The sequence below is a fragment of the Mycobacterium sp. 852002-51971_SCH5477799-a genome, assembly GCF_001667145.1.
GTDB lineage: Bacteria > Actinomycetota > Actinomycetes > Mycobacteriales > Mycobacteriaceae > Mycobacterium.
Window position 1 is genome coordinate 1 of sequence record NZ_LZIF01000040.1, and the last position, 2,926, is coordinate 2,926.

The 2,926-nt window shown below is 70.4% G+C and carries 3 protein-coding genes; all 3 read right to left on the minus strand.

The genetic code is table 11. The annotated features are described in order from the left end of the window. Nucleotides 1-1,145, minus strand: a 1,145-nt coding sequence (locus A5753_RS04105) for a hypothetical protein (protein ID WP_231989987.1), incomplete at its 3' end; no start/stop codon positions are given. A gap of 188 nt (nucleotides 1,146-1,333) precedes the next feature. Continuing rightward, complete coding sequence (locus tag A5753_RS04110; protein ID WP_067123709.1) at nucleotides 1,334-2,452, minus strand: hypothetical protein; 1,119 nt, start codon at nucleotides 2,450-2,452, stop codon at nucleotides 1,334-1,336. 149 nt (nucleotides 2,453-2,601) lie between these two features. After that, nucleotides 2,602-2,926, minus strand: a 325-nt coding sequence (locus A5753_RS24720) for a hypothetical protein (RefSeq protein ID WP_304441431.1), incomplete at its 5' end; no start/stop codon positions are given.

Here is a 2,926-nt window from a genome sequence, read left to right on the forward strand (position 1 = left end):
GGCCGTGACCGCCCCGGCGACAAGCGGGGTGGGGGGGGCGCCGCCCGCCCGCCCGCGCGGCGCGGGGGGGGGGGGGGGCGCCCCCCCCCCCGGGGTGCGGGGGCCGGGGCCGCGGGAGCCGGAGCCGGCCGGGTGGGTGCGACGACGACGTTCTGGTCCGGGCTGGGCCGCACGTTGGCCGTCGGCCGGATGGCGATGGCCAGCGACACGACCAGTGCCACGACACCGATGACAAAGATTCCCGCCAGCGCGGATCCCACCAGCTTGAACGACCTGCGCTCGGGGTAGTCCGCGCCGACCAGGGCTGTCGCGGCGGTGTGCGAGCCCGTGAAGAACTCGTCCGGGTCGTCGGGCACGGCGCTGTACGCGAGTCCTTCCGCGCCGGCCTCGCCCGGGGTCTCGAAGTAGCCCGGCGCAATGGCGAGCGGGTTGATCGCTCCGGTGCCGGGATCCTGCGCGTACGCCAGGGCCGCGGTCGACGACGAGAACAGCGGAGCATGTGCCGAAGCCAGGGCAGCGCCGCGGGCCAGCGCGGTGTCGGGTTCCTCCGGGGCGGTCAACGGCAGGGTGGTCGCCGCCTCCAATGCGGGCTTGATCATCGGGATGTCGATCCCGGATCCGACGACGAACACCGCATCCGGACGCGTCTCCAGGTTTTCCGCGTTGGACACCATCGCGGCCAGCTGGGCGACCGCCGCTTCGTCGTCCTCGGGCAGCGCCTGCCGCGAAACGCTGGCAATGGATCCGTCCGCGCTGTCGACGACCGCCAGCGTTGCGGTGTCCGGCTCGATGTAGAGCAGCGCCGTGTGCGCGTAATTGGTCTGATGGCCGACAGCCTGGGCCAGCGCCGCCGCGGCCAGGAAGGCCGAGACGAGCATCACATTTTCGACCTTGTGGGCGGCCAGCTTGTCGCGCAGCGCGGCGGCTTCCAGGGGGTCGGTGAACGTGACCCCGGTCGACGCCAGTTGATAGCCGCCTTCCGCTGCGCCCTGACGCGTCCCCAAGATGGCCGAGACTACCTGGTCCGAGGCGGCTACCGTTGCTGCATCATCAGCGGCAGCGACGTCGAAATTGTCCTCATCGACGGTTGCACCGTCGCCGTTTTCCCCCTCGACCAGCACCATGCGGACTGCGGTCGGCGCCATCGACACACCAAGTACGGTGTCCAAAGCTCCTCCAATAGTCGGTTGCTAGCCATTCACGGTGGCGGTGGGCTCGCCGCACTTTGCAGCGGCGCGAGACCTCTCCGAGATTCCACCGTTATTCCCCTAACGACCCGATTTTACGCGTCTTTGGCACTGGGGCGGTGGCTTGGGACTGGGCACAGACGTGGCTACGGGGACGGAAGTTGAGTGCCCAGGTGGCGGTGCAGCCAGTCCTCCCAGTGCTGATGGTCACCGGAATGCGGCGAGGGCTGCGGCGACGGCGGGGGCGCTGCGGGCGGCGCCACTGGAGCGTTCGTTGGCGGGGGCGGAATCGGCGGACCGGCATCGGGATTCTGCGGGGCGACGACGTTCGTGCCGACGTCCGGTCGCTGGTCCGCATGCGGCCGGATACCGAACGCAAGTGCCAGCGCCAACGCCAGGATGCCACCGATGAAGACCATCGTCAGGGCAGCGATCGTCAATACCGACTTGCGGCTGGGCTGCCGGCGAGCCGAGGCGTCGGCAAGACGGTGGGCGTCGGAGGCTGCGTCGTCTTCGGCGCTGTAGGCGAGTTCGACCGCAGCCGCCGGGGAAGTCCGCGCCGCCGGCATCGAGACCGTTCGCGGCGCTCCCAGGTTCGCGTTCGCCGCGGCCAACGAGGCGCCCCGCGCCAGGGCCATCTCGGGTTCCTCGGGTGTGGTCACCGCCAGTGCGGTCGCCGCCTCGAGGGTCGGCTTGATCGACGGGATGTCGACCTCCGAGCCGACGAGAAACACCCCGTCGGGGCGCGCCCTCATCGATTCGGCGCCCGAGACCATCGCCGTCAGCTTCGCCAGCGCGGCGTCGTCGCTGACGGGCAGCGGGTGCCGGTGCAAGTCAGTGACCGTTCCATCAGTGGTGTCGACGACCGCCAAGGTGGCGCTGGCAGGCTCGACAAGGAGCAACGCGGTGCGGGCCCAATTGGTGGCGCTGCCCACGGCCTGCGCCAGCGCCGCAGCGGCCATGACCGCCGAGACCAGCATCACATTGTCAATCTTGCGTTCCGCCAACGCGTCTCGCAGCGCCGCGGCCTTGAGGGGATCGGTCCAGCTCACTCCGCTGGATTTGAGCCGATACCCGCCCTGAGCAGCGCTGTCCCGGGTGCCGAGAATGGCTGCGACGACGTGATTGGCTGCCGCCATGGGCGTTTCATCGTCGGCGACCGTGAAACCGTCCTGATCGACAGTCACCCCGCCGGCAGCTTCACCTTCGATGAGCACCATACGGACTGTCTCAGGCGCCATAGACACGCCAAGTACGACGTCCACCGCTCCTCCGAACCGTCCAATTTGATTGCCGCGCCATGCAGCACAGCTGCGTTGCCACGGCCATGGGGCCACGCGATTCAAGAGTCGGCCGGCCCTGCCGAGAGTTCCGGCCGCGGCCACACCCTAGTCCGCCACCCTAGCCCGACGGGTCAGACACGCGTGCGAACCGCGAACGCGCTAGCGGTGGCCGCCGCCATGGCCTCCACCGAACCCATGGCCTCCACCGAACCCATGACCACCACCGAACCCGTGACCCCGGCCGAATGGACCGTGACCGCCGAACGGACCGTGACCGCCGAACGGACCGTGACCGCCGAACGGACCGTGACCGCCCAAGGGCCCGTGGTCCCCGCCGCCCAGGGGCCCGTGGCCCCCGCCGCCCAGCCCGGGCACCGGCAGCCGAGGCGGCGGAACGAACACGGGCGGCGGCAGAACCGGTGCGGGCGGAGCCGCGGCAGGCGAGCAGCGTGTCGA